General features: G+C 51.5%; 19 protein-coding genes. 11 read left to right on the forward strand and 8 right to left on the reverse strand.

Going from position 1 to position 24,268, the window contains the following annotated elements:
- The first annotated feature begins 149 nt into the window (after positions 1-149).
- Positions 150-854 carry a phosphatase PAP2 family protein gene (locus tag ACEN2G_RS09410; RefSeq protein WP_442021234.1) on the forward strand — a complete coding sequence of 235 codons (705 nt, stop codon included), beginning with the start codon at positions 150-152 and terminating at the stop codon, positions 852-854.
- Between the two features lie 67 nt (positions 855-921).
- Here ACEN2G_RS09410 and ACEN2G_RS09415 read toward each other — a convergent pair whose 3' ends face one another.
- Complete coding sequence (locus ACEN2G_RS09415) at positions 922-2,100, reverse strand: CinA family nicotinamide mononucleotide deamidase-related protein (RefSeq protein WP_442021235.1); 1,179 nt, start codon at positions 2,098-2,100, stop codon at positions 922-924.
- 143 nt (positions 2,101-2,243) lie between these two features.
- On the opposite strand from ACEN2G_RS09415, the gene metA reads away from it, so the two are divergent.
- A complete protein-coding gene (gene metA / locus ACEN2G_RS09420; protein ID WP_442021236.1) occupies positions 2,244-3,188 on the forward strand; it encodes a homoserine O-succinyltransferase MetA in 945 nt (314 codons plus the stop codon).
- A 241-nt stretch (positions 3,189-3,429) separates the two neighbouring features.
- On the opposite strand, the gene ACEN2G_RS09425 is transcribed toward metA, so the two are convergent.
- Positions 3,430-4,719 carry a cation:proton antiporter gene (locus ACEN2G_RS09425; RefSeq protein ID WP_442021237.1) on the reverse strand — a complete coding sequence of 430 codons (1,290 nt, stop codon included), beginning with the start codon at positions 4,717-4,719 and terminating at the stop codon, positions 3,430-3,432.
- A 243-nt stretch (positions 4,720-4,962) separates the two neighbouring features.
- Between ACEN2G_RS09425 and metH the strand changes: the two genes are divergently transcribed.
- Together metH and ACEN2G_RS09435 are read left to right on the forward strand one after the other, a co-directional pair.
- A complete protein-coding gene (metH, locus tag ACEN2G_RS09430; protein ID WP_442021238.1) occupies positions 4,963-8,643 on the forward strand; it encodes a methionine synthase in 3,681 nt (1,226 codons plus the stop codon).
- A gap of 326 nt (positions 8,644-8,969) precedes the next feature.
- Positions 8,970-10,307 carry an SPOR domain-containing protein gene (locus ACEN2G_RS09435; RefSeq protein WP_442021239.1) on the forward strand — a complete coding sequence of 446 codons (1,338 nt, stop codon included), beginning with the start codon at positions 8,970-8,972 and terminating at the stop codon, positions 10,305-10,307.
- A 601-nt stretch (positions 10,308-10,908) separates the two neighbouring features.
- On the opposite strand, the gene ACEN2G_RS09440 is transcribed toward ACEN2G_RS09435, so the two are convergent.
- From ACEN2G_RS09440 to ACEN2G_RS09450, 3 genes are all read right to left on the reverse strand, one after another.
- Positions 10,909-11,400 carry a methylated-DNA--[protein]-cysteine S-methyltransferase gene (locus tag ACEN2G_RS09440; protein WP_442021240.1) on the reverse strand — a complete coding sequence of 164 codons (492 nt, stop codon included), beginning with the start codon at positions 11,398-11,400 and terminating at the stop codon, positions 10,909-10,911.
- 85 nt (positions 11,401-11,485) lie between these two features.
- A complete protein-coding gene (locus tag ACEN2G_RS09445; RefSeq protein WP_442021241.1) occupies positions 11,486-11,812 on the reverse strand; it encodes an NGG1p interacting factor NIF3 in 327 nt (108 codons plus the stop codon).
- A 120-nt stretch (positions 11,813-11,932) separates the two neighbouring features.
- On the reverse strand, positions 11,933-12,508 hold the full coding sequence (locus tag ACEN2G_RS09450; RefSeq protein WP_442021242.1) for a PhnA domain-containing protein: 576 nt from the start codon (positions 12,506-12,508) through the stop codon (positions 11,933-11,935).
- 129 nt (positions 12,509-12,637) lie between these two features.
- Between ACEN2G_RS09450 and ACEN2G_RS09455 the strand changes: the two genes are divergently transcribed.
- Genes ACEN2G_RS09455 through ACEN2G_RS09470 form a run of 4 tightly spaced genes read left to right on the forward strand, consistent with a single transcriptional unit; the run spans position 12,638 to position 16,192 of the window.
- Positions 12,638-13,765 carry an MlaE family ABC transporter permease gene (locus ACEN2G_RS09455; RefSeq protein WP_442021243.1) on the forward strand — a complete coding sequence of 376 codons (1,128 nt, stop codon included), beginning with the start codon at positions 12,638-12,640 and terminating at the stop codon, positions 13,763-13,765.
- On the forward strand, positions 13,759-14,616 hold the full coding sequence (locus ACEN2G_RS09460) for an ABC transporter ATP-binding protein (protein ID WP_442021244.1): 858 nt from the start codon (positions 13,759-13,761) through the stop codon (positions 14,614-14,616). Before ACEN2G_RS09455 ends, ACEN2G_RS09460 begins: the two co-directional genes overlap by 7 nt.
- Positions 14,616-15,554 carry an MlaD family protein gene (locus ACEN2G_RS09465; protein ID WP_442021245.1) on the forward strand — a complete coding sequence of 313 codons (939 nt, stop codon included), beginning with the start codon at positions 14,616-14,618 and terminating at the stop codon, positions 15,552-15,554. The genes ACEN2G_RS09460 and ACEN2G_RS09465 overlap by 1 nt, the downstream gene beginning before the upstream one ends.
- Positions 15,551-16,192, forward strand: a complete 642-nt coding sequence (locus ACEN2G_RS09470) for an ABC-type transport auxiliary lipoprotein family protein (RefSeq protein WP_442021246.1) — start codon at positions 15,551-15,553, stop codon at positions 16,190-16,192. The genes ACEN2G_RS09465 and ACEN2G_RS09470 overlap by 4 nt, the downstream gene beginning before the upstream one ends.
- Before the next feature lie 78 nt (positions 16,193-16,270).
- Here the strand turns inward: ACEN2G_RS09470 and ACEN2G_RS09475 are convergent, their stop codons facing one another.
- Together ACEN2G_RS09475 and ACEN2G_RS09480 are read right to left on the reverse strand one after the other, a co-directional pair.
- A complete protein-coding gene (locus ACEN2G_RS09475) occupies positions 16,271-17,218 on the reverse strand; it encodes a PA2778 family cysteine peptidase (protein ID WP_442021247.1) in 948 nt (315 codons plus the stop codon).
- A complete protein-coding gene (locus ACEN2G_RS09480) occupies positions 17,218-17,610 on the reverse strand; it encodes a PA2779 family protein (RefSeq protein ID WP_442021248.1) in 393 nt (130 codons plus the stop codon). The genes ACEN2G_RS09475 and ACEN2G_RS09480 overlap by 1 nt, the downstream gene beginning before the upstream one ends.
- Positions 17,611-17,931: 321 nt before the next feature.
- On the opposite strand from ACEN2G_RS09480, the gene ACEN2G_RS09485 reads away from it, so the two are divergent.
- Positions 17,932-18,801, forward strand: a complete 870-nt coding sequence (locus ACEN2G_RS09485; RefSeq protein ID WP_442021249.1) for a glutaminyl-peptide cyclotransferase — start codon at positions 17,932-17,934, stop codon at positions 18,799-18,801.
- Between the two features lie 150 nt (positions 18,802-18,951).
- Here the strand turns inward: ACEN2G_RS09485 and uvrA are convergent, their stop codons facing one another.
- Positions 18,952-21,789 (reverse strand): excinuclease ABC subunit UvrA, encoded by a 2,838-nt coding sequence (uvrA, locus tag ACEN2G_RS09490; RefSeq protein ID WP_442021250.1) that lies wholly within the window; start codon positions 21,787-21,789, stop codon positions 18,952-18,954.
- A gap of 144 nt (positions 21,790-21,933) precedes the next feature.
- Here uvrA and ACEN2G_RS09495 point away from each other — a divergent pair, with 144 nt between their 5' ends.
- Positions 21,934-23,307 (forward strand): MFS transporter, encoded by a 1,374-nt coding sequence (locus ACEN2G_RS09495; RefSeq protein ID WP_442021251.1) that lies wholly within the window; start codon positions 21,934-21,936, stop codon positions 23,305-23,307.
- Between the two features lie 14 nt (positions 23,308-23,321).
- Complete coding sequence (gene ssb, locus ACEN2G_RS09500; RefSeq protein ID WP_442021252.1) at positions 23,322-23,984, forward strand: single-stranded DNA-binding protein; 663 nt, start codon at positions 23,322-23,324, stop codon at positions 23,982-23,984.
- The last annotated feature ends 284 nt before the right edge of the window (positions 23,985-24,268 follow it).

Genomic DNA, 24,268 nt, shown 5'->3' on the forward strand with positions numbered 1-24,268 from the left:
GACGTGGATCGAGTGAAATCACTATGTAATCGAAGCTGGACAAAACTGATCTAATGTTTAATCCGATTGGTATTATTTAAGCTGTAGGCTGAAATTTATTGAGTAATTTGGTATAAAAGAACTCATTTTTTTAGATAAAAGATACAAATATGCGCTGGGATATTAAAGGCTGGTTGGCACTGCAATTGCTCGCCTTAGCTCTATTTTTTACTTGGTATTTTGGTTATTGGCAAAGCCTAGATGAAGGCATTTTTTGGTGGTTTAACAATCGGCTGGTGACGGTGCCAGGTTTTGCCCATATGGTGGCAGTAGTTAACCAACGCTGGATTGATGGTGCTGTTGCACTATTAATGGCAGGCTTTGTGTTTACTCATGCGTGGCAGCTGAAGGGTCGTGATCGGGCCAAGATGGGCTGTTTATTGTTATTGATGGCGGGCTGTTTTTCTCTACAAGCCGCGGCGGGCAAGGCTCTTTCCATTGAGAGAGCTAGCCCTACGGTGGTGTATGAGCAAGCGGAGCGAGTCAGTTTATTAGTGCCTGAAATCAAAGCCAAAGATGCGTCTGGGGCTTCTTTTCCTAGCGATCATGGTATTGGCTTTGCGACTTTCTTGTTATTCGCTTGCTATCGTTTTCCGCGACGTTACTTATACGTGGTGGCGCCGTTAGTCTTTTTACTCGCCATGCCAAGAGTCATGTCGGGGGCTCATTGGTTTACCGATTTTATTTGCGGCTCAGTTCCCTTGGCTTTGATTACCGGTGCTTGGTTATTTCATACGCCGTTGGCGGAGCGCTTTACTGAGGCTATGGTGACACCCGTGGAGAAGTTGCTTACCAAGTGGCGATTACAAGGCTAAGCCCTGCGGGCAGCTGTCAGCAAAAAAACATCCTAAGGGCGACATTCATGTCGCCCTTTTTATTACCTTAAGCAGGCAGCGTAAAACGCTCGCTACAAGGCAATATATCGTAGTCGATCATTACCGTTTCATTCATTAGATGACGACGTAGCATATCTAAGGCGGTGAAGGCCAGTAAGCGGCGCTGTGATAATGGATCACGAAAGTGCATTTGTAAGGTTTGCACGTAGCAGCCTGAGGCCGTTTTTAATGCTACGGGCACGCCTTTAGAGCCGGCAGATCCTATAGCTAAGGTCAGCGGTCGGGCCGAGGCTTGTAGCCAGAGTGCTAAGTCTTCGGCTTCGTCTGGCAGACCGGCAAGATAGTGGCCTTCAAACTCGCGGGTGATGGTGCTGATGGTATCAGTTAGGCGACCACCGCTGGCATCTTCAAAAATCATTAAGTCTTTATCGACTAACATGGGCCCTAGGCTGGCGGTAAAGTCCATGTGATCTCGGGCAATCAAATGCGTACCAACTTGCGCGAGCAATTGAGCTTCGGCTTGCGCTATGGCCTCGGCATTCACAGTGTCGATGATAAGCTTCACTTCTATGGTCGGCAGATTCGCGCGATAGCCTAAGGCGATACCCGCAGGCCAAGTGAGGGCGTCTAACTTATCGCTTAAGCCAGACTCAGAGAGGCCAAACAGAAAGAAGCGTCGCACTTGGCTGCGGCCGTTTTGGCCCAGTTGATGACGCAACCGAGGCAGTATTTCCTCAGCCATCATCACCTTAAGTTCGGAAGGCACGCCTGGAGTAAAGAAAAAGGTGGCACGATTAAGCTTAACGGCGAAACCACAAGCGGTACCAACCGGATTATCAACTAACTCGGCGCCTTGAGGCAGCATGGCTTGCTTGCTGTTGCTCTTGGGCATTTTGCGGTTACGGCTGGCATATTTTTGCTGCATCACATCAAGCCAGTGTTGATTGAGCTCAAGGGGTACACCAGCGGCATCGGCCATGGCCTCTGCACTTATATCATCTGAGGTAGGTCCGAGCCCGCCGTTGACGATCACTATGTCTGCCTGATGACTGCGTTGCTCGAATAACTCGACTAAATCGGCCTTGTCGTCACCGACGGTGAAGCGACGGCGCACTTGCCAGCCTTGCTCAAGCAGTATTTGAGACAGCCAACCGGCATTGGTATCTGTGATTAAGCCGGTCAATACCTCATCGCCCGTGCTCACCAGTTCAATAACAGGTTCCATAATAGTCTTTCCTTTAAAGATGTTGCCCCGATATTAACGTATCTTGCGCCTTTGGCACACGTTGAGGATGACAAGATTGGCCACTTTGTTGTAGAGTTCTAGATGTCTAGACTTTCTTAGTTCCATCGTACTGGAGTAAGCTCATGCCCATTAGAATTCCCGATCGCCTGCCAGCGGCTAATGTCCTGTCTCAGGAAAATATCTTCGTGATGACGGAGACTCGCGCAGTTAATCAGGAAATTCGCCCAATGCGGGTGTTGCTGCTTAATTTAATGCCCAAGAAAATAGAAACTGAAAATCAGCTGCTGCGCATGCTATCTAATTCGCCGTTACAAATTAACGTCGACTTGCTGCGCATCGATGATAGACCCTCCAAGAATACGCCGCAGTCGCATCTGGAGAGCTTCTATCATGACTTCGAACAGATCAAAGATCAGTTCTACGACGGTCTAATTATTACGGGTGCGCCCTTAGGCTTGACCGATTTTTGTGATGTGGTGTATTGGGAAAAAATAGAGCAAATAGTGGCATGGGCGAAGAGTCATGTGACCTCAACACTATTTTTATGTTGGGCGGCGCAGGCAGGTCTAAAGATTTTATATGGTTTAGATAAACGCACGCGTTTAGAAAAGTTATCCGGCGTTTATGAGCACCAGAACTTAGGGAAATACGACCCCTTAGTGCGCGGTTTCGATGATGTATTTTTAGCGCCTCATTCTCGTTATGCGGATTTTCCGGTCGAACTGTTGCGGGAAAAAACCGATCTAAAAATCTTGGCGGCGTCCGATAAAGTGGGCGTCTATTTGGCGGCCAGCCCAGACGGTCGGCAAGTGTTTGTAACCGGCCATCCGGAGTACGACCCTCATACCTTGGATAATGAATACCAGCGCGATCTTGAGGTCGGCATAGCGCCGCAGATGCCAGAAAACTATTATCCAGAAGACGATGCAGCTAAGACTCCCCGTGCTACTTGGCGCAGCCATGGCCATTTGCTGTTTGCTAACTGGCTGAATTATCATGTGTATCAGTTGACGCCTTACGATTTAAATACCTTAAGTGCCACCGGTGAGGCATTGACCAGAGATTGAACGCGAGGGGGGAAAGCGTGAGGGGAAAGACGCTAACAGCCAACTGCACTGGTCTAATACAGATAACACTTACTTATTAATTGGTGGTTACGAGCCAAGAAAAAGCCCTTCACATCGTGAAGGGCTTTTTTATCGAGTAAAGAAGCTAAAGGATAAACCAGTATCTTGGCTATAAAGAGGCTGACTTATGTTTACCTTTCACATTTTACTCCTCACGCCTCACGCCTCACGCCTCACCGCATTAATCAATCGGAAAACCGGCTTTTTCTGCGGCCTTGGCTTTGTTGATAATGGGCGTTATGGTCATGCCTTGCACGATAATCGAGAACAGCACTATGGCGTAGGTCATCATTAAGATAACGTCGCGCAACTCAATCTGTGCATTGGCTCCGAGTTTGATACCAGCCGGAATGGATAGCGCCATGGCCAGCGATAAGCCACCGCGCAGCCCGCCCCAAGTAAGTATACGAATCGAGTATTTGTTATAACTACGAAAGCGACGAAAGCCCACGTACGGCAGGGCGACACTGATAAAGCGGCCTGCCAGCACCAAAGGTACGGCGCCCAGCACTAATACCCACGCCTGCCAATGGAACTCCACCAATAACATGGCCAAACCAATCAACAAGAATAACAGTGCGTTTAAAAACTCATCTAACAGGTGCCAAAACTCGTCTAAGTATTTCTCACTCTGCTCAGAAAAACCTGTGTAGCGGGTCCAGTTGCCGATCATGATGCCGGTCACGACCATGGCCAGTGCACCAGATACGCCCAGCATATTAGCCAAGGCAAAGCCGGCGGTAGGAATACACAGCGTCATAAGCAATTCCATGGAGCCATCGTCAGTGGCGCTGATCATGAGGTGCGCCATTAAGCCGAGCACGGCACCAAATACGATGCCGCCTATGGCTTCGTGGGTGAACAACGCCACTACTGAGCCAAAGGTGGCTTCTGTGCCACTAAAGGCCACCGCAAAAATGGTTAAGAAAATCACCAAGCCGATACCGTCGTTAAATAAGGACTCGCCTTCGATCTGAATGGCAATCTGCTCGGGCGCACCCAGTTTTTTCACTATGGCTAACACGGCAATCGGGTCGGTCGGCGAGATCAGCGCGCCAAATAATAGGCAGTAAACAAAAGATAGCGGTATGCCTGCGACTTGAGCCAGTAACCAGAGGCCCACGGCGACCACGGCGGTGGAGATCAAGACGCCAAAAATCACCAGTATGAAAATTTCCCATTTTTGGCTCTTCATGGCTGGCAAATTAATGCCTAATCCTCCTGCAAACAGTAAGAAACCGAGAATACCCTGTAATAGGAATTCGCCAAAATCGACGGTTTCAAGGGTGGTGACGGCATGTTGTTGCAGTTCCGGCCAAGTAGTTTTACCGAGCACTAACATCAGGATGGAGATAATCAGGGCGCCAAAGGTAATGGCGATGGTGGTTTGAATTTTCATTATGTATTGATTGACGAAGGCAATGGTGATCGCCGTAGCCGCCAAAAAACACAAAGTGTAATAGACGCTCATTTAGACAGTTCCGATTTGATATTTTATTATAGTTGCAAGCTAAGTTAGCGGGTCTTCGCCCGTGGCGCATAGTGTGCCTTAATCGAGGTTTGTTCTCTAATAAAAACGAGGCTAAATACCGTCGACTTTGTCAATGCTAGACGTTTTTTTCTGCGCTGCACTGTAGATGTCTGGATTTCTAGTTTGCCATTTTATGCTAGTATGGCGACCGCTTAAGGAATCAGGTTGTAACAGGAGTAAACAGTGTCCAGATCCCCCGTTTTTTCCCAGCTCGAACAGGCGCTTGCCGAACGTATTCTCATTATAGATGGGGGCATGGGCACCATGATCCAGTCACACAGACTGGACGAAGCCGCCTATCGTGGCGCACGTTTTGCCGATTGGCCGTCCGATCTCAAGGGTAATAACGACTTATTGGTGCTGAGCCAACCTGAATTGATCGCGAAAATTCACAGCGATTACTTTGCCGCCGGCGCCGACATCATTGAAACCAACACCTTTAACGCGACTCATATCGCCATGGCCGATTACCAAATGGAATCGCTGGCGGTTGAGATGAACTATGAAGCGGCGAAATTGGCGCGCAAAGTGGCAGATGAATGGACGGCCAAAGAGCCCCATAAGCCGCGCTTCGTGGCCGGTGTATTAGGCCCGACCAACCGCACCGCTTCTATCTCGCCAGATGTAAACGATGCGGGTTATCGCAACGTGTCTTTCGATCAGTTAGTGGCGGCCTATACCGAAGCCACGCAAGCGCTGATCGACGGTGGCGCTCACCTGATCATGATCGAAACTATCTTCGATACGTTGAACGCCAAGGCGGCGGTGTTCGCTATCGAAACCCTGTTCGATAAGCTTGGCATGCGTATTCCGGTGATGATCTCCGGCACCATCACAGATGCCTCAGGCCGTACGCTGACCGGCCAAACGACCGAAGCTTTCTATCATTCGTTACGCCATGCTAACCCGATTTCCTTTGGCTTGAACTGTGCACTGGGCCCGAAAGAGCTGCGCGAATATGTCGCTGAGTTATCACGCATCAGTGAAACCTATGTGTCTGCGCACCCCAACGCCGGCTTGCCAAACGCCTTTGGTGAGTATGACCTTGAAGCCGAAGAGATGGCCGAGCATATTCGCGAATGGGCCGAAAGTGGCTTCTTAAACCTAGTGGGCGGTTGCTGTGGCTCCACCCCTGAGCATATTCGGGTGATGGCGAAGGCTGTAGCCGGCCTTAAGCCGCGGGTATTGCCACAAATTAAGCCCGGCTGTCGTTTATCTGGTTTAGAGCCCTTTAATATTTTTTCCGACACCATGTTTGTCAACGTGGGTGAGCGGACCAACGTCACCGGCTCTGCCAAGTTTAAGCGGCTGATCAAAGAAGAATTATACGACGAAGCCTTGCAAGTGGCACTGCAGCAGGTAGAAAGCGGCGCGCAAATTATCGATATCAACATGGATGAAGGCATGTTGGATTCGAAGGCTTGTATGACGCGCTTCTTAAACCTGATTGCCGGTGAGCCGGATATTTCGCGCGTGCCCATTATGATCGACTCCTCGAAGTGGGACGTGATTGAAGCTGGCCTAAAATGCATTCAAGGCAAGGGCATAGTTAACTCGATTTCCATGAAAGAAGGCGTCGAGCAGTTTATCCATCACGCCAAACTGGTGCGCCGCTACGGTGCCGCCGTGATCGTGATGGCCTTCGATGAAGAGGGGCAAGCAGATACTCGTCAACGCAAATATGAAATATGTGAACGTGCCTATCGCATCTTGGTCGATGAAGTGGGTTTCCCGCCGGAAGACATTATCTTCGATCCCAATATCTTTGCCGTAGCGACCGGTATTGAAGAGCACAACAACTACGCGGTGGAATTCATCGAAGTAGTAAAAGACATTAAGGCCAATCTTCCGCACGCCATGATCTCGGGCGGCGTGTCTAACGTGTCGTTTTCATTTCGTGGCAACGAAGTGGTGCGTGAAGCCATTCACTCGGTGTTCTTATACCACGCGGTGCGTAACGGCATGGACATGGGTATTGTTAACGCCGGTCAGCTAGCCATCTATGAAGATATTGATCCTGAGCTAAAAGAAAAAGTGATCGCCGTGGTGCTTAACGAAAATGACGGTGCCACCGAAGCCTTGTTAGAAATCGCCGAGCGCTACCGTAATAGTGGTGGCGAAGCGGTAGATCCGCGGGATTTAGAGTGGCGCACTTGGGACGTGAATGAGCGTTTGGCGCATTCTTTGGTGAAAGGCTTAACGGATTTTATTGAAGAAGATACCGAAGCCGCGCGTTTGGCCTCGGCACGCCCCCTTGACGTGATTGAAGGGCCGCTAATGGACGGCATGAACGTGGTTGGCGACTTGTTTGGTGAGGGCAAGATGTTCTTGCCGCAGGTGGTAAAATCGGCTCGGGTGATGAAGCGCGCCGTGGCGTATTTAAACCCCTACATTGAAGCCAGCAAAGAAATCGGCCAAACCAACGGTAAGGTAGTGATGGCGACCGTGAAGGGCGACGTACACGATATCGGTAAAAATATCGTGGGCGTGGTGCTGCAGTGTAATAACTTCGAAGTCATCGACTTAGGCGTTATGGTGTCTTGTGAGAAAATCTTGCAAGCCGCCCGCGACACCAATGCCGACATGATTGGTTTGTCTGGCTTGATCACGCCCTCATTAGATGAAATGGTGCACGTGGCCAAAGAGATGCAACGCCAAGGCTTTACCATTCCCTTGCTGATAGGGGGCGCTACTACGTCTAAGGCGCATACCGCCGTTAAGATTGAGCAAAACTACGACCAGCCAGTGGTGTATGTCTCTAATGCCTCCCGTGCCGTGGGCGTAGTGCAAACGCTGCTCAGCGCCATGAATAAGCCGGCCTTCGTTGAGCGACTGGATAAAGAATACGAAGTGGTGCGCGACCAGCATGCTCGTAAGAAGCCGCGCACTAAGCCGGTAACACTGGCCGAAGCACGCGCTAATAAGGTCGACATCGATTGGGCAAACTATGTGCCGCCGGTGCCAGCCAAGATGGGCGTGCATGAGTTTCATAACACGCCAATCTCTGTGGTACGCGAATACATCGACTGGTCTCCCTTCTTCATGACTTGGGGCTTAGCCGGTAAATTTCCGCGCATCTTAGAAGACGAAGTAGTGGGTGTAGAAGCCACTAAGTTGTTTGCCGATGCACAAGCCATGCTCGATAAACTCGAAAAAGATGGCACCTTGCGCTGCGCCGGTGTTATTGGCTTATTCCCTGCTAATAGCGTGGGTGATGACGTAGAAATTTACGCCGATGAGTCTCGTACTCAGGTATTGGAAACACTGCGCTTTTTACGTCAGCAAACCGAGAAAAAAGACGGCTTCCCTAACTACTGTTTAGCGGATTATGTGGCGCCTAAAGGTACTCAGTCCGATTACGTGGGTGGCTTTGCGGTGACCGGCGGTATTGGCGAAGAAGACATCATTCGTCGTTATAAAGAGGATGAAGATGACTATAACGCCATCTTGGCCGGTTCGGTCGCGGACCGTTTAGCAGAAGCCTTTGCCGAGTATTTACACCTGTTAGTGCGCCGTGAATACTGGGGGTATGCGGCGGACGAGCAGTTGAGCTGCGACGAATTAGTGCGTGAAAAATACGTGGGCATTCGTCCGGCACCCGGTTATCCGGCCTGTCCTGAACACACGGAAAAAGGTACGCTGTGGGATTGGTTAGACGTTGAGCAGCGCATTGGTATGAAGCTAACGGAATCCTATGCTATGTGGCCGGGTGCGGCGGTAGCGGGTTTCTATTTCTCCTACCCAGATACTCGTTACTTTGCGGTGGCGCAAATTCAAGAAGATCAGTTGCTTGATTATGCCGCCCGTAAAGGTATGACGCGTGAACAAGCTGAAAAATGGCTGGCACCTAACTTAAGTGCTTAAGTGCTTAAATAGCCGAGCTATCGCAGTTAAACCACAGTGATGGCTCGCTTTACCCAGACTTCATGAGTAAAAAAGGCGCCTTGGGCGCCTTTTTATTCGTTCGGCCCATGTGTGTTGCAAAAGTGTGCAGCAAAAATCAGGCGTAACGATTTAGTAGTACAGTAATTAAATGACAGCTGCGCATTAAGTTCCGTCGGTTTATCAGCCAGATCGGCTACCGGCGGCATACAATCGATAATTTTAAGCGCGCAGAGCTGAATTACTGGACAGTATTCTATCAATCACGTACTTTCTGCGCCATTTATACCATCTTTAGGGAGCCTGCGATGTTAGTTGCCATGTTAGTTGCAAAAAGTAGTGAAACAGTCAGATGGCTACTGACCATGGTATTGCTATCTGCAGTATTGCTGTGCTCCATTATTGTCTCTGCCCAGGCGCAGGCGAATCCGCGTTATGCCGCCATTATACTCGATGCTCATAGCGGCGAAGTGCTACATGCCGAGAATGCCGACGCCACTCGTTATCCTGCCTCATTAACTAAGATGATGACGTTATACTTATTGTTTGAGGCCATGGATAACAAGTTATTAAAACTGGATACCGCCATGCCGGTCTCGGCCCATGCGGCCTCTATGCCACAAACCAACCTTTCCTTACGCAAGGGTGACAGGCTGCGAGTAAGTGATGCCATTCCGGCGCTGGTGGTACGCTCGGCTAACGATGTGGCGGTGGTGGTAGCAGAAGCCTTGGGCCGCACCGAGGGTCAGTTTGCGCAGATGATGACCCGCAAAGCCAAAGCCTTGAAGATGAATTCGACTACCTTTCGCAATGCCTCGGGTTTACCCAATAGCGGCCAGCAGACCACGGCCCGCGATTTGTCTATTTTGGCGACGCGCCTGATGAAAGATCACGCCAAGTATTATCATTATTTTTCGACGCCATCTTTTACTTATGCAGGCCGTACTTACTACAGTCATAACCGCTTGGTGAAAAACTACCCCGGTACGGACGGCATGAAAACTGGCTACATTAATGCCTCGGGTTTTAACGTGGCAACCTCCACTAAGAAAGGCAATCACAGGTTAATCGGCGTCGTCATGGGTGGGCGCACGGCGCAATCACGGGATGCCGCCATGGTGGCGTTAATGGATAAAGCCTTTATTCGTGCCGAGCAGCTAGCTAAATTATCTCCTAAGGCCGCGCAACAAGCCCGACAGGCGGCATCTCCGACCAGTAAGCTGGTGGTAAGCAGCGAAACTGTGCGCCAAGTCTCGCGTCAAGAAGCCGCTCAGCATACTCAGGCGGCTAAGATAAATCCGCCACCTGTGCAAGTTAAGCCCGCACCTATTCAGCAGGCGCCGATTCAAAGGACTGCGAGCGCTAATGTTATCCAATCCGCTGCGGCTCCTACCTTTACCGCCGAGCAAGCCTGGGCCATACAGGTTGGTTCATTTAGAGCCGTAGACCAAGCTAAAGAACGAGCCGCAGAAGCCGCGCGCCGCCTCGGCAATACCCAGCAAGCTAAGATAGCGGTTAATCCCGCCAATGTGGGTGGGCAGACCTTATATCGCGCGCAGTTGGTGGGCTTACATCAAGATGAAGCCAAACAGTCCTGTGCACAGCTGACCAGGCAAAATATGGACTGCCTAGTAGTTAAAATGTAAGCGGCTAACTATGCGTCTTAACCGCTAAGCTGCCAACTAAAAACTATCGTAAAAGTTAACAGAGCGTCATTCTGCAAATATCAGGATGGCGTTTTTTATTGGGCGGGCCTAGATTTTTTGGCGGGTGTTATTTTTACAGGCAATAAAAAGGGGCAACCTAAGTTGCCCCTTTTCTTGAACGTCTGTGTGGTTTATCCGTAAACCCGTTTGCTCCCTGCAATCCTTGACGCGCGATGTCCTTGTTCGCTTTCCTTTTCCCGATCCCTCAGGCTGTCCTTGCTGTCATCCTGACGCCCGATATTCCTTATCGAGTCTACCTCATGATCCTTGAGGGGGCCGCATCACTGCCTGTGAAGTCCTTGCCATCTTGGCGGCTTATCATCCTGATTAGCGCTTTGCTCCTTGCCAAAACATAATAACCCGCTGACCAGAATAAATTCGGGCGCTTGCGCATGGATATGTCACTTCACACTAAGATAATTTAACTTAATCTATTGATTTTAAAGATTAAATAATACTATCTAGGCTTTGTTTCTGAACCAGAAAGCGCTTCTGCCGCTTTTTCTTTGCGAGATCTCGCACAGAGCCATACGCTGAAAACCTAATCGATAGGCTGTGGCAGCGTTTTTTTCTCGTGTTCGAGCAGCCAAGCCTTGCGCGTGATGCCGCCGGCATAACCGACCAACTTGCCGCTGGCGCCAATCACTCTATGGCAAGGAATGATCAAGGCGATAGGATTGCGGCTGTTCGCCAGCCCCACGGCGCGCATCGCCTTGGGATTATCAATACTCAGGGCTATGTCTTTATAGCTGCGATGCTCGCCATGGGGAATAGTCAGCAGTGCTTGCCACACTTGCTGTTGAAAGGCGGTACCTTGTGGGGCCAAGCGCAAACTAAATTGTAGTCGCTGTCCGGCGAAGTACTCCTCCAACTGGCGGCAGGCCGCTTGCTGCAAGGGCGTGGCAGGCGCGATAGCTTGCTCGATTTCATCACTAAAATGCAGCGCCGTGATCACTTCTTGCTGGTTGGCATCCGTGCTGGTTGCTAAGGTTATCCAACCGAGCGGGCAGGCGTGAGTGCAAAAGGTCGGCATCGCAGGCTCCTGTGTAGAATGTGATGGGTGAAGAATGAAGGGTAATGAGTAGAGAGTAAGGGATGACCTCTTTACCCTTCACACCTTACTCTTCGCTGAATATAAGATCACTCAGCTGCCAGACATCAAAGGCGGGTTCTTCATAAGGATGGGCGGCGCGTAAGGCCGTGATGGCGGAACGGATCAAGGTATCGTCACAGACTAACTCGACGCGTACCTCGGCGACCTGCTCCAGTTGGCCTACCTCACCGATAAAAGGATTCGCGGCATTGAGCGGCTTAAATTGGCCCGTGCCTCGGGTTTCAAAGCAGCATTGCTCATAATCGCCAATCTTGCCGGCACCGGTGGCAAATACCGCCGCCTTAACGGATTCAAGATGCGATTCAGGCACGAAAAAGACGAACTTATACATAGGAGACCTCAACTTAATGAGAGGTGAGAGGCGTTAAGTGTGAGGGGTAAATACCAAATCTGTAGAGTCGGCGTGCTAGATAACGTCTTATCTTAACCCCTAACCCCTCACGGAGGTTTGTTACACTTTCTTTAAATACTGCACGGCTAACTGAATTTGCACGCCGTTAACGCGTCCACCTATGTGACCTGCTAGGCTGGCATTGAGGCTGATATTCTTCACCGTAGTGCCGCGCTTGGCGGTAAAGCCGGCGCCTTTTACATCTAAGTCTTTAATGATAGTAACCGTATCACCGGCTGCTAAACGCACGCCATTGCTGTCGAGCAAGATTTCGCCGTCGTCAGCGGCATCCTCGGCTTGGCCAATTTCGGCCCATTCTTGTACGCCAGGCTCTAAGTAGAGCATATCTAACAAGTCTTGAGCCCAGGTTTGGTCAGTTGACAATTTTTTTAGCGTACGCCAGGCCAACACTTGCACCGCCGGCTCTGTGCTCCACATGCTGTCGTTTAAGCAACGCCAGTGGTTGTGATCAGTAGGATCAGTCAACTCTTGTTGGCAGGTGGTGCACAATAGTGCGCAATGTTCGGCACTATCTGCAGCATAGGGGGCCACTGCGTGCAGGTCTAAATTTGCGGTGGCTTTACATAATTCACAGCTGTGCTCGCTACGGGCTAATAATTGTTGTTCTATGGACATGGTGTCGGTTTCTCATCTCATGACTAAAAGTGGCGAGATCCTAGCATAAAACCGCCTATTTGTTGTGGTTATGCCCCCGATGCCAGACAATGTCGAATCGGTATGCGTTATTTTTATAAGGGCCTCTTTATGCAAACCTCACGCCTTGGCCCACCACCCAGCCTAAAGGTGCAAGCTAATTGTCTACATATTGAGGGTAGTTGGACGCTGGCTTTTTATAGCGAGCTTAAACACATTCTCAGTACGCAGGTTCAGCAGCATAAGCTAAGCCAACTGAATGCCAGCCAGTTAACTGCGCTTGATACGGTGGGCGCGGCTTTACTGATTGAGCGACTAGGCCCTGAGCCGTTCGCCGAATTGTTCGCTAACGCCACCGGCATCTCGCCCGAGCGCCGCGCCTTATTGCAGGCGGTCTGTGAGGCCGTGCAGCAAGAACAAGCAGAGCCTAAGCCGGCACCAGGTTGGACCGATAAGCTTGCCAACTTAGGTGAAAGCGTCATCAGTGGCTGGCAACAGTTTGTGCAGTTACTGGGCTTTATGGGGCTGACCTTAAGTGCGTTTGCTCGTACCGCCTTAGTGCCTAGCCAATGGCGAGTCACGGCTTTGGTGGCACAAATTCAGCAATGCGGTTTAAATGCGGTGCCGATAGTGGCCTTACTTACCTTCTTAGTGGGCGCCGTGGTGGCGTTTTTGGGTGCGACTGTACTGGAAAACTTTGGTGCCACCATTTACACGGTGGACTTAGTCGCCTATTCGTTTTTACGAGAATTCGGCGTCTTGCTCAGTGCGATTTTATTAGCCGGGCGCACCGCCAGCGCCTTTACCGCACAACTGGGCGCCATGAAAGTGAATGAAGAACTGGATGCGCTGCGCACGCAGGGCTTAGATCCCATGACATTATTGGTGCTGCCGCGCTTACTGGCCTTAGTTATCTCGCTGCCCTTGCTGACCTTCGTCGGTATGTTATCGGGCTTGTTTGGTGGTGCCTTAGTGTGTTTACTGGCGCTGGATATCTCACTTGTACAATATGTGGCTATCTTGCAGAAAGTGCCGGTACAGCATTTGCTGGTGGGACTCGGCAAGGCGCCGATTTTTGCCTTCTTGATTGCCCTGATCGGCTGCTTAGAAGGCTTTAAGGTGGCAGGCAGCGCCCAATCGGTGGGCGAGCACACCACCTCAAGCGTGGTACAGTCTATTTTTGTGGTGATCTTGCTTGATGCGATCGCCGCACTGTTTCTGATGGAGATGGGATGGTAAACCAAGTGGCAATCACGCAGCCGGCAAGCCCAGAGCCCATCACTGAGCGTGTTGAGAGTACGCAGAGCACCGACGTGGTGATCCAGGTGCAAAACTTGGTCAACCGCTTTGGCAGTCATGCGGTGCACGAGCAGTTGGACTTAGATGTTTACCAAGGAGAAATCTTAGGTGTAGTGGGCGGCTCTGGCACCGGCAAGTCGGTATTGCTGCGCTCGATTGTCGGTTTGCTGCGCCCGAGTGAGGGCTCAGTCGAGGTATTTGGCCAAGATTTTTTGGCACTTTCCGACACTGAGCGCGAGCCATTGCAACGGCGTATGGGCGTGTTATTCCAAAAGGGCGCACTGTATTCCTCACTGACCTTGGCCGAAAACGTGGCCTTGGCCTTAATCGAGCAAGCAGGCTTATCGCGTAGCGAGGCTACACGCTTGGCTGAGCTTAAATTAGCGCTGGTGGGTTTACCGCGCTCGGCGGCGGACAAATATCCGTCTGAACTGTCGGGTGGCATGATCAAGCGCGCCGCCTTGGCCCGCGCCTTGGCGCTGGATCCGGATATTTTATTTTTAGATGAACCAACCGCCGGTCTAGATCCTATTTCGGCGGCGGCGTTTGATAAATTACTGCTGACCTTGCGTGATGCCCTGAAATTAACGGTATTTTTGGTCACCCATGATCTAGATACCTTATATGCCTGTTGTGATCGGGTGGCCGTGTTGTCGCAAAAACGAGTGCTGGTCGCGGATACACTGGCCGCCGTGGCGGCTACCGATGATAGTTGGATCCAAGATTATTTTCATGGCCCCCGCGGGCGCGCCGCGCAACAAGCAGCTGAACTTGAGCCTAGGAGCAAATAATGGAAATCCGAGCCCATCATGTCTTGATCGGTGTTTTTACCCTAGCGATCGTCGCTAGCATCTTATTGTTTAGTCTTTGGTTGGTGAAAGCGGGCAGCCAGAAGGACTCGAGTTTATATGACATCGTCTTTCGTGAAGCGGTGAGCGGCTTAAGTGTCGGCAGCGCCGTAGAATACAGCGGCATTCGCGTCGGTGAAGTAGAGCGCTTGTGGCTGGATGCAAAAGACCCTCGCCAAGTGTGGGCTCGAGTGCGCATTGCACTGGGCACGCCCATCAAAACCGACACCCAAGCGCAGCTGGCGTTAGCCAATATTACCGGTGCCTCTAACATCCAGCTTAGCGAAGGCTCGCCCAGCAGCCCACCCCTGTTGAGTGACGATGAACAGGTGCCGGTAATAGTGGCTAAGCCGTCGCCGTTTGCTAAGCTGCGCCTTAACAGTGAAGAAATACTCACCGATTTTAAAAATCTAGTCGAAAATGCCAATGCCATGTTTTCAAAGGAAAATAGCCAGCACTTTAACCAAGTACTACTTAACCTAGAAACCACGACCGGCGTGATTGCCGATCAAAAGACCGAACTCGGCCAAGGCATTCAAGACCTTGCCGCCGCTAGCCAGCAAATGAAGCAGACCATGGAGCACGCAGCGCGCTTATTAGGCCAGCTAGAGGGCCAGTTTAATGAGAACGGCGAGCGTTTATTTCGCAATGCGGATGCCAGCTTGGCGGCACTGGCCAACAGCAGTCAACGATTAGAGCGGCTGTTAAAAGATAATCAGCCCGCATTAGCCTCAGGTTTGCACAGCCTAGGCGAGCTAGAGCCGGCACTGTTAGAGCTGCGTGCTACCTTAAAGGCCTTAGGTGAGGTGTCGCGTAAATTAGAGCAAGATCCGAGTGACTTCTTGTTAGGCGGTGAACGAATTAAGGAATTTAAGCCATGAGCACAGAGCACAGAACGGCAAGATTTAAGCTGAATATTGGCTTGCGCGGCGCCTTGGCTGCCTTAATATTTATCGGCTTAACGGCCTGCAGTATTTTACCCAAAACCGAGCCGGTGACTTTTTATCGCTTACCAAGCGCAGAGGTAATTAGATCAGCCACGGCGCGGCCTTTAGCCTTAACGGTGCGCATTAAACAACCCGATAGCAACGGTCTGTTAGCCGGCAATCGTATTGCCGTGATCCCGACCACCAACCAACTCAGTGCCTATCAAGGCGCGCGCTGGGCCACCAGCGTGCCTGTGTTATTTCGTGACCAAGTATTGGATGCTTGGCGGCAAAGCGGGCTGATTGCCCATGTGATCAATGACAGCCAATCATTGAGCGCAGACCGTGAGCTGACCGGCAGTCTAAATGCCTTTCAGAGTGAATATCGACAAGGTCAGCCTAGGGTAGTGATCCAGTTTGATGCCCAGTGGCTAGATCCCAATAGCCGAACCCTATTGGCCAGCCGCCGCTTTGACGTGACTGAGCCTGCCGCCAATAGCAATGTGCCTGCGGTGGTGGCCGCCTTTGGTGTCGCGCAAGCTCGCCTGAGCCAACAGTTATTAGAGTGGGTGCTGGCGATGCCAGCTCGGTAAACCGTTATTGCTGAGCTAAAAAAGAAAACCCGCCACTGAGCTTAGTCAGTGGCGGGTTTTTTATAGGCAGCGAATCACTTACTGCGGGTGGTCAGCTAATGCCTGTTTGGCTTGTGCTTGCCACTTGCCGGGCAAGGCGGCGGCTTTTTGTAAACTGGTGCGGGCGGCTTGCCGCTCACCTAAACCTTGTTGGGTTAACCCTAAGTTCAGCCAAGCGGCGGCCAAGGTCGCATCGGCCTGCGTGGCCTGTTTAAAGGCATCGGCCGCCGCATCCGGCTTGCCATCGCCGTGCAACGCATTACCCAGCGCAAACCAGCCTAAGGCGTAATCAGGCCAACGTTCAGTTACTGCCTGCCAAGCGGGCAGCGCCGCTTTGGCTCCGGCTACTTTCTCGAAGGCGGCTATGCTATCGGCTGCGGCAGTATTACTTACGCTCACCGGCAATTGGCCTGGTTTCAATGCCACCATGGCCCAGTGATTGCTGCGCGCCCAAGTGGCATTAAAACGACTGCTGCTGATTACACTATGGGCTTGCTCGCCGCTGTGCAGTCGTAATTGCTGTGCTTCTTGGTCATAGCCTATCACCACCGCGTAGTGCCACAGGGGGTAAAACGCCAAGGACAGATTTTGCAGCACCACCACCGGATGCCCAGCATTTACTTCGCTTAATAGTGCATCGAAGCTGCCGTTGAGCGGATAACTAATCCGCTGATGGCGGCGCACCGCAGCCAGCATTTCGGGCTGCACACTGCCTTCGCGGCCGGGCAAGAATACTTGCGGGATCAGTGTATCAACGCTCACCTGTTGGCCGCTGGCGCCGAGCGCCATGGCCAGAGAAGCGGGGCCGCACTGGTAATCGCGTTGGCTGTAAAAGGGCACGTTAGGGATATAAGACTGCTTAGGCAGTTGGGCTTTTGCCGCAGCCGACAGCTGAGGCGTGGCGGCACAACCGCTTAATAGACTTAACGACAGTAATAAAAAAACGCCCGTTAGGCGGACGTTTTTTAGGCGGCTAAAATGAGCCATTAGCGTGTGAAGGGGAAAACGTTAGTTAAGCCCAGCAGATCGGTGACTAACAGAATAATGAATACGGTCAGCAAGGCACCGATCACGGCGTTGGCACCGGCTGGCATGTTGTCCAGTTGGTCGGCCATTTGCATTACTTCTTGATCAGACAGCGCGGCTACACGGGCTTCAACTTCGTTCATTTCTACACCGTAGTTAACCAGCTGCTCTTGGACGTCGGCTCGTGCTAACAAGTTGCCAATGCGCTCACGCTCGGCACTAATTTGTACGGCATCCAGTGCGCTTTCGGTAGACACTAATTGGCTCGGTTGCGCCTGTACCATAACGGGCATGGTACCCATCAGCAGAGATAAAATGAGCAAAGGGTTAAGGACTCGGAATAGCTTCTTCATTTTTGTGCTCCTGAATATACATGGGGGCGCTAGTCCGCATAGCATGGGCTAGCACTTTATATGACTTATTATTTTGGCTTACTGCTAAAGCGCGTTATTTTGAGTCGCGTCATCATACTGAATTTCTATTTAAATAAGTGAGATAGCAAGTGACTTTCTCCATTTACCATTAGGCGGCAGGCGCGATTAACGCTGACTAGCCTTTATTCATCAATAGCTTAGCTTCATCTGAAGCGTTATTAACTAGCAACGCGAGTTGCGACAACACTCGACATGCAAGGACCTACGGCCATGACAAACAACAATATAAGGCGCTAAAGCGTGCATCAGACTCCTTACCTTAGCTCGGCTCGTCGACGATTAGCAGCGGGCCTTAGCAAGAAATGGCGGTGCGTTTTGCTGTTGTGTTTAAGCTGTACGGCCACTCAAGCCACTCAAGCCACTCAAGCCAACCAAGCCAACCAAGCTCAAGCTAATCAAATTAATAGCACAGTTGAGCAGTTAGGCGTAAAAGTGCTCGCCGAGTTGCCACATGACGCCGCCGCCTTTACCCAAGGGCTCCTGTTACATAAGGGCTACTTTTACGAAAGCACAGGCTTATATGGTCAGAGCAGCCTGCGTAAAATCGATGCCGGCAGCGGCGAGCTGGTGCGACTTCGTAAGCTGGACGATCGTTATTTTGGTGAAGGACTGGCGCTGGTGGACCAGCAGCTGATCCAGCTTACTTGGCAAGCAGGGCAAGCCTTAGTTTATGATCTTAAAAGTTTTAGCCTGCAGCAGGTGTTTCACTATCAAGGCCAAGGCTGGGGCCTGTGTTTTGATGGTGAACGGTTATGGATGAGTGATGGCTCTCATCAATTGCAAAAACGTGATGCTAAGAACTTTTCGCTACAAAGTAAGATTTCCATCACGCTGAACGGCGAACCGTTAAGCCAACTCAACGAGCTGGCCTGCGTGGGCGAGCACATTTATGCCAATATTTGGCACGATCACAGAATCGTGCGCATTAACAAAAGCACCGGCCAAGTCGACGCCGAAATTGACGCCAGCGCGCTTATTGCCGCCAGTGGTCGCAGCCCAGATCCCGAAGCCGTGCTTAATGGCATTACGTATGACGAGCAGACCGACGTGTTTTACGTAACTGGCAAGCTGTGGCCGAAGATCTTTAAGGTGCAATGGCAGAAAAAATAGCCGGAAGCTTGAAGCTGAGAGCGATAAGAAAAGGCTGAAGAACACCCTGAGGAACTGCGCACTAGGCAGAAAAGAAAACCCCGAACTCACAGGCTCGGGGTTTAATTTTCTAGCCTCTAGCTTCTAGCTTCTAGCTTCTAGCTTCTAGCTTTACTTTTTGCTCTGTTTTTCCAACATAGGCCGCAAGAAGCGGGCGGTGTGGGAGGTAGAGTGAGCGGCCACTTCTTCTGGCGTGCCGGTGACTAATATTTGGCCGCCGCCGCTGCCGCCTTCGGGGCCCATGTCTACTATCCAGTCGGCGGTTTTTACCACGTCTAGGTTGTGCTCTATGATCACCACCGTATTACCGTGATCGCGCAGGCGATGCAGTACCGTAAGCAATAATTGAATATCTTGAAAATGCAGGCCTGTGGTCGGCTCATCTAAGATATACAGGGTTTGGCCGGTATCGCGCTTCGACAATTCTTTGGCCAATTTTACGCGCTGGGCTTCACCGCCAGATAAAGTAGTGGCGGACTGGCCGAGGCGAATATAAGACAAACCCACATCCATCAGGGTTTGCAGCTTGCGGTGAATGGCCGGTACCGGGGCAAAAAACTCGCAGGCTTCTTCTACCGTCATATCCAACACTTCGTGAATGCTTAAATTTTTGTACTTTATCTCTAAGGTTTCGCGGTTATAGCGTTTGCGCTTACACACATCGCAGGGCACATACACATCGGGCAAGAAGTGCATTTCCACCTTGATAAGACCATCGCCTTGGCAAGCCTCACAACGGCCGCCTTTTACGTTAAACGAGAACCGACCCGGCTTATAACCGCGCGAGCGCGCCTCATGGGTGGCGGCAAACAGCTCGCGAATGGGTGTAAAAATACCGGTATAGGTGGCGGGGTTAGAACGTGGCGTACGGCCAATCGGGCTTTGGTCGATATCCACCACCTTGTCTAACTTGTCCATGCCTTCTATGGTGCGATAGGGCGCGGGCTGACTGATGGTGGCCTTGTTCAACTCGCGATGGGCAATCGGGAACAAAGTGTTGTTGATTAGCGTGGATTTACCCGAGCCGGACACGCCGGTAACACAGGTCATTAAGCCCAGCGGTATGGATAAATCGACATTTTGTAAGTTGTTGCCGGTGGCGCCTTTCAAGGTTAGCCAGTGCTCACCTGCTGGCGTGCGCTGCTCTGGGATGGCAATGCACTTTCTGCCCGACAAATAAGCGCCGGTTAAAGAGTCGGGATTAGCCATCACCTCGGCGGGCGTACCCTCTGCCACTATATAACCGCCGTGTACACCGGCACCGGGGCCAATGTCCAACACATAGTCGGCGGCGAGAATGGCGTCTTCGTCATGCTCCACCACTATTACTGTATTGCCGATGTCGCGCAGGTGCACCAAGGTAGTCAGTAAGCGTTCATTATCCCGCTGGTGCAGGCCAATACTGGGCTCGTCTAATACATACATAACGCCCACCAGACCGGCGCCAATTTGGCTAGCCAAGCGAATACGCTGGGCTTCACCGCCCGACAGGGTATCGGCGCTGCGCGAAAGCGTCAGGTAATTCAGGCCCACGTTCACCAAGAAGCCGAGGCGGGCGCAAATTTCCTTGAAAATCTTCTCGGCAATTTGTGCCTTTTGGCCGGTGAGCTCCATGTTGCTAAAGAAGGCGTGGGCATCACCTATGGCCATGTCCGCCACTTGCGGCAAGGTGTGATCCGCCACAAACACGTTACGCGGGCCTTCTTTTAAGCGGGCACCGCTGCACGTTGGGCAGGCGCGGTTGCTTTGGTATTTACCCAGTTCATCGCGTACCGAGTTGGACTCAGTTTCGCGATAACGGCGATCCATATTGTGCAATATGCCCTCGAAGGGGTGCTTGCGCACCAGCACATCGCCGCGATCGTTCATGTATTTAAAGTCGATGCTGGTACGACCCGAGCCATAGAGCACAGCTTGTTGTATCTCTTGCGGCAAGTCTTGATAGGGCACTTCTAAATCGAACTGATAATGTTCGGCCAAGGATTTCAGCATTTGGTAATAGTAATAGCTGCGCTTATCCCAGCCTCGAATAGCCCCGCCCGATAAACTTAATTCTGGATTACTGATCACTTTTTCTGGATCGACTATCTGCTGCACGCCTAAGCCATCACAGGTATCACAGGCACCGGCCGGGTTATTAAAGGAGAAGATGCGCGGCTCAAGCTCGGCAATGGAATAACCACATTGCGGGCAGGCGAAGTTGGCAGAAAATACCAGCTCGGTATTGCTGTCTCCGTCCATGGAGACCACAGAGGCGATACCACCCGAGAGCTCGAGTGCGGTTTCAAAGGACTCAGCTAAGCGTAGTTGCAGATCGTCGCGCACCTTAAAGCGATCTACCACCACTTCTATGGTGTGCTTTTTTTGCAGCTCGAGTGTGGGTGGATCCGACAGATCGCACACTTCGCCGTCGATCCGCGCGCGAATAAACCCCTGTGCCGCTAAGCCTTCGAGCAGCTTAATGTGCTCGCCTTTACGATCCCGCACTACGGGAGCCAGCAGCATCAGCTTTTCGCCTTCAGGCTGCTCTAGTACCTTATCCACCATCTGGCTGACGGTTTGCGCCGTTAATGGCAGCGAGTGCGTGGGGCAGCGCGGCTCACCCACGCGAGCAAACAGCAGGCGCAGATAATCGTAAATTTCGGTAATGGTGCCCACTGTGGAGCGCGGATTATGAGAGGTGGACTTTTGCTCGATGGAAATCGCCGGCGATAAGCCTTCAATATGATCCACATCGGGTTTTTCCATCAAGGACAGAAACTGCCGTGCATAGGCCGACAAGGATTCCACATAGCGGCGCTGGCCTTCTGCATAGAGAGTATCGAAGGCGAGGGAAGACTTGCCTGAACCCGATAAGCCGGTGATCACTATCAGTTTGTCTCTTGGTAAATCCAAGCTGATATTTTTTAGGTTATGGGTTCGGGCTCCGCGTACTTCGATCTTTTTCATCTGCAATTGCACCTAACTGTAAATTCGATCGGCTAGTATGGCACTGGATCATAAGCCCGCCAAGTGTGAATAAGCATTAATCTTGACAGTCCCTCCGTGCTAAACTAAGTCACTTTCATGTTATTTGATGGCACAAGAGGATCCATGAGCGACGAGCAAGGTTTTAGTCCCCGCGAACGGCGGGCGTCCTTTACCCTAGCGGGTATTTTTGGCATGCGAATGCTCGGCTTGTTTATGATAATGCCGGTATTTGCCTTATACGGTAAAGACTTGATCGGCTTCTCGCCTATCTGGGTAGGTATCGTCATTGGCGTGTACGGGCTTACCCAAGCGGTGCTGCAAATTCCCGCCGGTTGGCTATCGGATCGTATCGGGCGCAAGCCGGTGATCTACGCGGGCTTAACGCTGTTTGCTCTCGGATCTGTGATCGCCGCTATGTCTGAGTCGGTGTACGGCGTGGCCATAGGTCGAGTGATCCAAGGCTCTGGCGCCATTGCCGGTGCTATTTTGGCGCTGGCCGCCGATATTACTCGCGAAGAAAGCCGCACCAAGGCCATGGCCATTATTGGCGTCTGCATTGGGCTGTCGTTTGCGATAGCCATGGTGTTGGGGCCAGTATTGGCGTCCTTCTTTGGTTTGTCGGGCGTGTTTTGGGCCACGGCTATCTTGGCGGTGATTGGCATGATCATGGTGCGTTTTATGTTGCCGGATCCGGTGCATAAGGGCCAAATACGTGATGTAACTGCCGCGCCTGAGTTGTTTGGCCGCTTACTGAAAGACAAACAATTACTGCGCCTCGACTTTGGCATCATGCTGTTGCACTTAACGCTCACTGCGGTATTTGTGGCGTTTCCGCTGACCTTGCTCGATGCGGGCTTGGCCGCCGAACAGCACTGGTGGTTATACCTGCCGGTATTGCTGATGTCGTTTGTATTGATAGTGCCGGTATTGATTATTGGTGCTCGCCGCAACCTGAATAAGCAGTTTTTTCAGGCTTCTATTTTGGTAATGATGGCGGCTTTAGTGTTAATGGCGCTGGGCAAAGGTCATATCGGCCTGCTGGCGCTGGCCATGTTGCTGTATTTCACCGCCTTTAACTTTATGGAAGCCTCATTGCCGGCTTTTTTATCTATGCTGGCACCGGCCGGCGCCAAAGGCACCGCCATGGGCATTTATTCCACCAGTCAGTTTTTTGGTGCCTTCTTAGGCGGCGTCTTGGGTGGCGTCTTGTTCCAGTATTTGGGCGGCGTAGGCGTATTTTTACTGGTGGCGGTGGCCATGGGTTTATGGTTTTGGGTCGCCTTAGGCATGAGTAATGTGAGCAAGGTTAGATCTCATATCTTGCCCATAGGTGTTAGTATAGAAACCACTGAACGTCGAGAGCATCTGCTGGCACAGCTGTTAGCTTTGCCTGGCGTGCTTGAGGCCTTGATCATCCCTGAAGAGGGATCGGCTTACCTCAAGGTAGACGGCAATACTTTTGAATTAGACCAAGCAAAAATTGTAATTAATCTGTAAGTGCGGAGCGAGTTATGGCCAATAGAGGCATCAATAAAGTTATCCTGATCGGCCATTTGGGTCAGGATCCTGAAATACGTTATATGCCAAATGGCAATGCGGTAGCCAATATTACCTTGGCCACCAGTGAAACCTGGCGTGACAAGCAGTCTGGCGAGCAGAAAGAGAAAACCGAGTGGCATCGCGTGGTGTTCTTCGGCAAGTTGGCGGAGATCGTCGGCGAATATCTGCGTAAAGGCTCACAAGTCTACGTAGAAGGCCGCTTACAAACCCGTAAATGGCAAGGCCAAGACGGCCAAGACAGATACACCACAGAAATCGTGGTCGATGTGGGCGGCAGCATGCAAATGTTGGGCGGTCGCACGCAAGGCGGCGGTGGCCAAGGCGGCGCCCCACAGGGCGGTCAAGGTGGCTGGGGTGGCCAACAACAGGGTGGTCAACAAGGCGGCCAGCAGCAGGGCGGCGGTCAAGGCAATTGGGGCAGCCAGCAAGCGGCTCCTCAGCAAGGCGGACAAGACAACTGGGGTGGCCCACAAGGCGGCCAGCAGCAGTCTGCACCCCAAGGTCAGCCCGCTTACGGTCAGCAGAATAAACCTGCCGCCCCGCAAAGCCAGCCAGCACCAGCGCCTACCTATAACGAACCACCGATGGACTTCGATGACGATATCCCATTCTAGGACTCTTTAGAGTCTTATCTGAAAGATAAATACTGCAATTAGGCCTCTGTTAATACAGGGGCTTTTTCAACGCTAAAGATGAGCGACTTGTCACGGAATACACGAAAATAGACCTAAGTGGTAAAGCCAGAGAGCGCCGTGGCAATCCATTGAACAGGGAACTAGGGATTGGTGAATAGGGAATTGGCAGGCCGTGATTAGGGAATAGTAACTGACAGATAAACGCTGTGCTCTCGTCCCCAGTCCCACTCCCCGATCACTCGTCACTTAAGAAAAAGATGGGT

Source organism: Oceanisphaera sp. W20_SRM_FM3 (genome assembly GCF_052119705.1).
Lineage (GTDB): Bacteria > Pseudomonadota > Gammaproteobacteria > Enterobacterales > Aeromonadaceae > Oceanimonas.

What these genes read in the sequence shown, in the direction of transcription:
- ACEN2G_RS09410 (WP_442021234.1), top strand. Translation starts at nt 150, where the DNA reads ATGCGCTGGGATATTAAAGGCTGGTTGGCACTGCAATTGCTCGCCTTA.
- ACEN2G_RS09415 (WP_442021235.1), bottom strand. Translation starts at nt 2,100, where the DNA reads ATGGAACCTGTTATTGAACTGGTGAGCACGGGCGATGAGGTATTGACC.
- metA (WP_442021236.1), top strand. Translation starts at nt 2,244, where the DNA reads ATGCCCATTAGAATTCCCGATCGCCTGCCAGCGGCTAATGTCCTGTCT.
- ACEN2G_RS09425 (WP_442021237.1), bottom strand. Translation starts at nt 4,719, where the DNA reads ATGAGCGTCTATTACACTTTGTGTTTTTTGGCGGCTACGGCGATCACC.
- ACEN2G_RS09435 (WP_442021239.1), top strand. Translation starts at nt 8,970, where the DNA reads ATGTTAGTTGCCATGTTAGTTGCAAAAAGTAGTGAAACAGTCAGATGG.
- ACEN2G_RS09440 (WP_442021240.1), bottom strand. Translation starts at nt 11,400, where the DNA reads ATGCCGACCTTTTGCACTCACGCCTGCCCGCTCGGTTGGATAACCTTA.
- ACEN2G_RS09445 (WP_442021241.1), bottom strand. Translation starts at nt 11,812, where the DNA reads ATGTATAAGTTCGTCTTTTTCGTGCCTGAATCGCATCTTGAATCCGTT.
- ACEN2G_RS09450 (WP_442021242.1), bottom strand. Translation starts at nt 12,508, where the DNA reads ATGTCCATAGAACAACAATTATTAGCCCGTAGCGAGCACAGCTGTGAA.
- ACEN2G_RS09455 (WP_442021243.1), top strand. Translation starts at nt 12,638, where the DNA reads ATGCAAACCTCACGCCTTGGCCCACCACCCAGCCTAAAGGTGCAAGCT.
- ACEN2G_RS09460 (WP_442021244.1), top strand. Translation starts at nt 13,759, where the DNA reads ATGGTAAACCAAGTGGCAATCACGCAGCCGGCAAGCCCAGAGCCCATC.
- ACEN2G_RS09465 (WP_442021245.1), top strand. Translation starts at nt 14,616, where the DNA reads ATGGAAATCCGAGCCCATCATGTCTTGATCGGTGTTTTTACCCTAGCG.
- ACEN2G_RS09470 (WP_442021246.1), top strand. Translation starts at nt 15,551, where the DNA reads ATGAGCACAGAGCACAGAACGGCAAGATTTAAGCTGAATATTGGCTTG.
- ACEN2G_RS09475 (WP_442021247.1), bottom strand. Translation starts at nt 17,218, where the DNA reads ATGGCTCATTTTAGCCGCCTAAAAAACGTCCGCCTAACGGGCGTTTTT.
- ACEN2G_RS09480 (WP_442021248.1), bottom strand. Translation starts at nt 17,610, where the DNA reads ATGAAGAAGCTATTCCGAGTCCTTAACCCTTTGCTCATTTTATCTCTG.
- uvrA (WP_442021250.1), bottom strand. Translation starts at nt 21,789, where the DNA reads ATGAAAAAGATCGAAGTACGCGGAGCCCGAACCCATAACCTAAAAAAT.
- ACEN2G_RS09495 (WP_442021251.1), top strand. Translation starts at nt 21,934, where the DNA reads ATGAGCGACGAGCAAGGTTTTAGTCCCCGCGAACGGCGGGCGTCCTTT.
- ssb (WP_442021252.1), top strand. Translation starts at nt 23,322, where the DNA reads ATGGCCAATAGAGGCATCAATAAAGTTATCCTGATCGGCCATTTGGGT.